At 74.9% G+C, this 6,482-nt stretch carries 7 protein-coding genes; 2 read left to right on the top strand and 5 right to left on the bottom strand.

The features are described 5' to 3' along the window. Positions 1-553: 553 nt before the first annotated feature. Positions 554-1,726: an AarF/UbiB family protein gene (locus AC1UE4_RS15730; protein WP_482918183.1), complete on the bottom strand. Its 1,173-nt coding sequence runs from the start codon at positions 1,724-1,726 to the stop codon at positions 554-556. 95 nt (positions 1,727-1,821) lie between these two features. Between AC1UE4_RS15730 and AC1UE4_RS15725 the strand changes: the two genes are divergently transcribed. Continuing rightward, positions 1,822-2,817: a GGDEF domain-containing protein gene (locus AC1UE4_RS15725; protein ID WP_482918182.1), complete on the top strand. Its 996-nt coding sequence runs from the start codon at positions 1,822-1,824 to the stop codon at positions 2,815-2,817. On the opposite strand, the gene AC1UE4_RS15720 is transcribed toward AC1UE4_RS15725, so the two are convergent. From AC1UE4_RS15720 to AC1UE4_RS15710, 3 genes are read right to left on the bottom strand one after another with little or no spacing between them, the layout of a single operon-like run. Next, positions 2,805-4,163 (bottom strand): sensor histidine kinase, encoded by a 1,359-nt coding sequence (locus tag AC1UE4_RS15720; RefSeq protein ID WP_482918181.1) that lies wholly within the window; start codon positions 4,161-4,163, stop codon positions 2,805-2,807. The genes AC1UE4_RS15725 and AC1UE4_RS15720 overlap by 13 nt on opposite strands. 6 nt (positions 4,164-4,169) lie before the next feature. Further along, positions 4,170-4,862, bottom strand: coding sequence for a response regulator transcription factor (locus AC1UE4_RS15715; RefSeq protein ID WP_482918180.1), 693 nt, complete (start codon positions 4,860-4,862; stop codon positions 4,170-4,172). After that, on the bottom strand, positions 4,859-5,317 hold the full coding sequence (locus tag AC1UE4_RS15710; protein WP_482918179.1) for a calcium-binding protein: 459 nt from the start codon (positions 5,315-5,317) through the stop codon (positions 4,859-4,861). The genes AC1UE4_RS15715 and AC1UE4_RS15710 overlap by 4 nt, the downstream gene beginning before the upstream one ends. A gap of 144 nt (positions 5,318-5,461) precedes the next feature. On the opposite strand from AC1UE4_RS15710, the gene AC1UE4_RS15705 reads away from it, so the two are divergent. Continuing rightward, positions 5,462-6,028, top strand: a complete 567-nt coding sequence (locus AC1UE4_RS15705; protein WP_482918178.1) for a calcium-binding protein — start codon at positions 5,462-5,464, stop codon at positions 6,026-6,028. On the opposite strand, the gene AC1UE4_RS15700 is transcribed toward AC1UE4_RS15705, so the two are convergent. Next, entirely contained in the window at positions 6,025-6,459 is a 435-nt protein-coding gene (locus AC1UE4_RS15700; protein WP_482918177.1) for a GNAT family N-acetyltransferase, read from the bottom strand. The two genes, AC1UE4_RS15705 and AC1UE4_RS15700, sit on opposite strands and share 4 nt — an antisense overlap. Positions 6,460-6,482: the final 23 nt, after the last annotated feature.

The raw sequence follows: 6,482 nt of genomic DNA, 5'->3' as shown, positions 1-6,482 counted from the left end.
CTATGCGATCGAAACGTGCACCGAGCCCGCGGAAACCGATGGCGGTGCACGAACCTTTCGCTATGCGATCGAAACGTGCACCGAGCCCGCGGAAACCGATGGCGGTGCACGAACCTTTCGCTATGCGATCGAAACGTGCACCGAGCCCGCGGAAACCGATGGCGGTGCACGAACCTTTCGCTATGCGGAACAAACGTGCACCGAGCCCGCCGAAACGGATGGCGGTGCACGAACCTTTCGCTCTGCGGAACGAACGTGCACCGCGACCCGCCGGAGACGACGACGGTGCACGAACGTCACGGCGAAACCGGTGCCCAGCCACTCGCGCCCGGGCCCGGGACGGCCGGGGCACAGGAGCGCACGGAGCGCGTCGCGAAAGACCGAGGCGCGGACGTGGCTGAGCGGTGTGGCACGTTGCTGACCCCACTGGCGCAAGGACGACGGACCGAACGACCACGAACCGCAGAACCCCTCCCTCGCTGCCCCCGCGACCACGCGGACGAAGGAGAGGAGAACGACCCGGCGCGCCGGGGAAAGCCGAGCGGCAGCCGCGCTAGCGCGCGAGGTCTCGCCAGTCGAGCGTCGCACCGATCCGCGAGAGCACCGCGACGAGCTGGCCGAGCATCCGGCCGAGCGCGAGGTCGTCGGGCTGCGGCGCCGCCGCCATCGCGAGCTTCGTGCCGTTGCCGGCGTGCTTCAGCGCGCGCACGCCGAGGCCTTGTAGCGCGGCGGTGTCCAACGTCGCGGGGCCAGAGACAAAAGGCCCGGCCACGTCCCGCGCGATCCCATGGGCCGCGCGGGCGCGCTTGGCGTCGACGACGCCGGTCTCCTCCGCGGCCGCCGCGAACGCGTCGGCGTCGTCGTCGACGACCGCGGCGAGCGCGTCGAGCGCCTGCGCCGCCCGGTCCCGGTCGACCGGCCGCGCGACGCCGGTGCCGAGCAGCGCGAGCGTCCCGTCCGGCTGGACCACGACGTGCGTCGGCCGCGGGTCGACGAGCGCCAGCCCGGCGTCGAGCGCCGCGGCGCGGAACGCGGCGACGAGCGCCCGGGCGGCGGCGTCCGGGTCCGCCGGGACCGCTCCGTCAGCGAGCGTCAGCCCGTCCGCCAAGTCGGTGACGAGCACGTCCGTCGTGCTGTGATCGAGGTGCGGGCGTGGCACCTCGATGCCCTCGATCCCGCGCAGCGCGCGCGCCACCCGGCGCTGCTGCGAGGCCTCGTGCTCGAAGTCGAGCTCGTCCAGCGCGGTCTCGCGCGCGTCGCGCAGGATCGTCACCGCGTCGAGCTTCGGGAACGCCGCGCGCAGCGGCGTCGGCAGCGCCTCGAGCAGCGCGAGGTCGGTGCGGACCGCGCGCTCCACGCCCGGCCGGCGGACCTTGATCGCCACGGCGCGGCCGTCCAGCTCTCCACGGTGCACCTGCGCGGCGGGGCGCACGGCGAGCGGCTCGGGGTCGAGCTCGTCGAGGACCTTCGCCGGCGCCGAGCGCCAGGCGTCGCGCAACAGCCGCTCGACCTCGCGCCGCTCGATGGGCGTGCACGTCGCCTCGCGCGCCGCCGCGACCTCCGCGAGGAACGCCTCACGCGCGCGGTCGGTGACGAACACGTCCGGGTCGAGGAGGTCCCCGAGCCGAGCGATGGCGAGCTGCGCCGACGGCGCCCGACGGGCAAGGGCGATGCCGACGTCGAGCAGGGCGGCGACGGCGGGCGGGAGCTCGGGCGGTCCGGTCACCCGCCGTTCCCTTCCCCCCGGGAACGGGGTTGACGCGCAACCGTCGGCCGATCGACCGATGCGCCCGGTAAGAATGACGTCCGATCACCGGGTCGATGTCCGCTGTCCCGACACCCGCCGACGTCGCCGACGTCGAGTTGCGCCTGCGCACACTGCGCACGGGCGTCTGGCCGAGCATCGCCGTGTGCGGCTACCTGGCGCTGTACACCGTCGGGACCCGCGACGAGCGCGCGCACTCGAGCGTCATCCTCTTGCTCACCGCGGTGGCGCTGATCGCCTCCATCGCCATCGCGCGCGTCCCGATCGATCGCGTCGTGCGCAGCCGCTGGCGCGAGCCGTTCTTCGTCGGCTGGAGCATCGGTCTCGTCGTCCTGATCGCGGTCGCCGCCATGTTCGACGGCGGCGCCGTGAGCCCGATCGCGACCCTGCTCTTCCTTCCCCTCGTGTACAGCGCGCTCTCCTACCCGCTGCGTTCGCTGCTCGTCGTCGGGGCCGTTGACGTCGCCGCCTACGTCGTGCTCGCGGTCGCGGGCGATCCGATCGGCGGCTGGCACGCCTTCCTCGTCGCGGGTGCGCTCGTCAACGCGACGTGGATGTCCGGCTGGCTGTCCCGCAACCACGAGGCTCAGCGCGCCGAGCTCGTCCGCGTCTCGCGGACCGACCCGCTGACGGGCACGCTGAACCGGCGCGGGTTCCAGGAGCGCTTCGCCGCGGAGCTCGCGCGGGCACGGCGCGAGGACAGCGCCCTCACGCTCGTCGTCCTCGACCTCGATCGGTTCAAGCGGATCAACGACACGTTCGGCCATGCCGCCGGCGACCGCGTCCTGCGCGACGTCGTCGCGGCGCTCGGGGCGACGCTGCGCGGCAACGACACGATCGGGCGGCTCGGCGGCGACGAGTTCGGCGTGCTCTTCGCCGGTGACCGGCCCGAGCCGGCGATCCGGCGCCTGCTGGAGGTCGTCGGCGAGGTGGCGTCGCTGACCGTCGGGTCGGCGACCTACCCGCGCGACGGAGTCGACCAGTCCGAGCTGCACCACGCCGCCGACGCCGACCTCTACGCCGGCAAGCAGCAGCGCCGTCAGGCGGTCTGAGGCGGGAAGCGCACCACGATCCGGGCGCCGCCCAGGTCGGGTGAGCGCTCGACCTCCACGCGCGCGCCGTGGTGCGCGGCCTGCTGGGCGACCAGCGCGAGCCCGAGCCCCGAGCCAGCGCGGTCCTCGTTCAGCCGCACGAACGGGGTGAACACGCGGCGGCGTTCGTCCTCGGGGATGCCGGGGCCGTCGTCCTCCACGACGAGCCCGGGCTCGCTCGTGACGGCCAGCCGCACGCGCCCGTCCGCGCGCCCGTGGCGGACGGCGTTCTCCAGCAGGTTGTCGACGACCGACCGCAGCCCCGGCTCCCACCCCTGGACCATCACCGCTTCGTCGGGGATGGCGGCGTCGAACGCGACGGACGGATGCCGGTCGCGGGCGGCGGCCAGGGCGACGTCCGCGACGTCGGCGAGGTCGACGAGCGCCATCTCCGGCTCGGCGTCGCCGCGGGCGAGCGCCTGCAGGCCGTCGAGCAGCGCGACGAGGCGGCGCTGCTGCTCGAGCGCCTCGGCGGCCATCTCCGCGCGCTTCTCGGCGGGCTGGTCCGGGTGGCGGGCGAGCGTCGAGAGCCGCGCCTGGATGCTCATGAGCGGCGTGCGCAGCTCGTGCCCGGCGTCTGCAGCGAAGCGCCGCGTCGCCTCGATCGCGCGCTCGCGGTCGGCGGCCGACCGGCTGAGCCGGGCGAGCATCGCGTTGAACGACGCGGCGAGCGCGCGCGTCTCCGACGGCCCGCTGGCGTCGGGCACGCGGCGGCCGAGGTCCTCCTCGCCGGCGATCTGCGCGGTCGCGGTGCGAAGCCGTCGCAACGGGCGCAGCAGCAGTCCGCTGGTCAGGAAGACGCCGGCCGCGGCGACGAGCAGCGCCGCGCCGCCGAGCAGCGCGAGCCGGTTGCGCAGCTCGTCCTGGCGCTGCTCGAGCGACGTCAGCCGAGTGGTCAGCTCCAGCCGCGCGAGCCCGCCGAGCGAGCGATCGCGCAGCGTCGTGACGTACGCGCGGTAGCGCACGCCGCCGGCGTCGAAGCTGGACAGGCCCCTTGGCAGCTTGCGGCCGCGTGCGGGCCACGGGTCGCCCGTGTCGAAGAGCGGCGTGTCGCCGAGCACGAGCCGCAGCGACGTGCGCGTGGCCGACAGCACCGCGTCGAGGCGGCTGTCGCCGGAGGGGAGCTCCTGCTGCACGGCGTCGACGGCGGTCGCGCGGCTGAGCTCGGCGGTGCGCAGGAGGCGGTCGTCGACGGCCTCGCGCTCGGACCGGTCGGTCTCCCGCGCGGCGAGCAGGCCGGCGATGACAAGCACGACCGCGAGCACGAGCGTGAGGCCCAGCGTCAGCCGCGCGCGCAGGCTCCGCATCGCGCGTCAGACCTGCAGGACGAAGCCGACGCCGCGCACGGTGTGCAGCACGCGCGGCTCGCCGCCCGCCTCGAGCTTGCGGCGCACGTAGCCGACGAAGACGTCCGCGACGTTCGTGCCGGGATCGAAGGAGTAGCCCCACACCTCCTCGTGCAGCTGCTTGCGCGTGAGGATCTCGCCGGGGCGGCGGGCGAAGGCGGCGAGCAGCTCCAGCTCGCGCCGCGTCAGCTGGAGGTCGCGGCCGCCCCGGCGCGCGCGGCCGCCGGCCTCGTCCACCTCGACGTCGCCGACGACGAGCTTGCCGCCGCCCGCCGCGGGACGGCGGCGCAGCAGCGCGTGCAGGCGCGCGGCGACCTCCTCGAGCGCGAACGGCTTGACGACGTAGTCGTCGGCGCCCGCCTGCAGGCCGCGCACTCGGTCGTTGACGTCGTCGCGGCCGGAGAGGATGCAGACGGGGACGTCGTCGCCGCGGGCGCGCAGCTGCTCGAGCACGTCGAGGCCGTCGAGGTCCGGCATCGTGAGATCGAGGAGCACGACGGCGGGCGACATCTGCTCGGCCGCCGCCAGCGCCGCGCGGCCGCCGGAGGCGGGGACGACGGCGAAGCCCTCGAGTTCGAGCCCCTCGGCGACGCCGCGGCGGACGGAGGGGTCGTCGTCGACGAGCAGGACGACCGGCCGGCCGTCCCCCGCGGGCGTCATCGGCGGACGGACTCGCAGTCGCTCGACACGTTGTCGCTCGTGTCCGCGACGACCCGGTCGTAGCCGGGACCGCAGTTCACCGTGTCGGCCGCTCGGTCGCGGCTCGTGATGCGGTCGTTGCCGGCTCCGCCGACGAGCGTGTCGCGCCCGCCCCCGCCGACGACGGCGTCGCTGCCGGCGCCGCCGAGGACGGTGTCGTTGCCGGGGCCGCCTCGCAGCGTGTCGCTTCCCGCGTCGCCGGCGAGCAGGTCGCCCCCGCCGCCGCCGAGCAGCGTGTCGCCGCCCCCGCGTCCGCTCAGCCGGTCGTTCCCGCCGCGCCCCTCGAGGCGGTCGTGCCCGCGGGTGCCGTTGAGGACGTCGTCGCCGGGGCCGCCGATGCGGGTGGCCGCGAGGGCGGCGCCGGGCGCGCCGACGGCGGCAAGGCACGCGAGAGCGATGGCGAGGCGACGGAGCATCGTGGCCCACATCATGCCGCGCCCTCCCGGCGTCTCATGAAGTTCTCACGATGCATGAGAGGTCCGTGAGGGTCGCGCATCGGGTGCGCGGAACGCGGGATCCCCTGTGGTGACGATCCCGTCCCCAGTCCGAGGAGGAAGTCCATGCCGTTCACCAAGCCCACCGCCGCCGCGCTCGCGATCCTCGCGCTCGCTCCCGCCGGGGCGGTCGCCGCGACGATCACCGGTGGTGCCGAGCCGGAGCGGCTCGTCGGCACCCGCTACGCCGACGTGATCGACGGCGCGCAGGGCAACGACCGCATCTTCGGCCTCGACGGCAACGACCGGCTGCTCGGCCACGCCGGCAACGACCGGATCTTCGGCGGCCGCGGCGACGACGAGCTCGAGGGCGACGTGGCGAACGCCGGCGACCCGACGTCGTTCGACCGCCTGTGGGGCGGCCTCGGCAACGACACGCTGCGCGGCGGCGACTCGCGCGACGCGCTGCACGGCGGCCCCGGCGACGACACGCTGCTCGGCAACGGCGGCAACGACGTGCTGTTCGGCGGCCGCGGCGCCGACCGCATCGACGGCCAGAACGGCAACGACCGCATCCGCGCCCGCGACGGCGTGCGCGACACGATCTCCTGCGGCGCCGGCACCGACGTCGCGGTCGTCGACCGCATCGACGTGACCGACGTCTCCTGCGAGAGGGTGCGCCAGCCGGCCTAGCCTTCGGGCCACAGCTCCGACGGTGCCCGGTCGACCGTCATGATCCGGTCGGGCATCGCCGGGGCGCCGAAGCCGAAGCGCTCGTACAGCCCGTGCGCGTCCGCGGTCGCCAGCAGGAACCGCCGCAGCCCCTGGAGGTCGGGGTGGGCCATGACGGCCTCGACGAGCCTCACGCCGAGCTGCCGGCCCCGGTGCTCCGGCAGCACGAAGACGTCGGCGAGGTACGCGAACGTCGCGCGGTCGGTCACCACGCGCGCGAAGCCGGCCTGCGCTCCATCCGGTGCGTAGAGGCCGAAGACGATCGAGTTGGCGATCGCCCGCTCGAGCACGTCGCGCGGGATCCCGGGTGACCAGTACGCCTCGCGCAGGAAGCCGTGGATGAGGTCGATGTCGAGGCGGGCCGGGTCGGTCGAGATCTCGTAGTCGGGCATCGCGCAGAACGGTACGGTCGGCC

The sequence above is a fragment of the Parviterribacter kavangonensis genome (genome assembly GCF_056863335.1).
The sequence above is the reverse complement of the archived record's forward strand: the minus strand, read 5'-3'. Positions and strand labels throughout refer to the sequence as shown.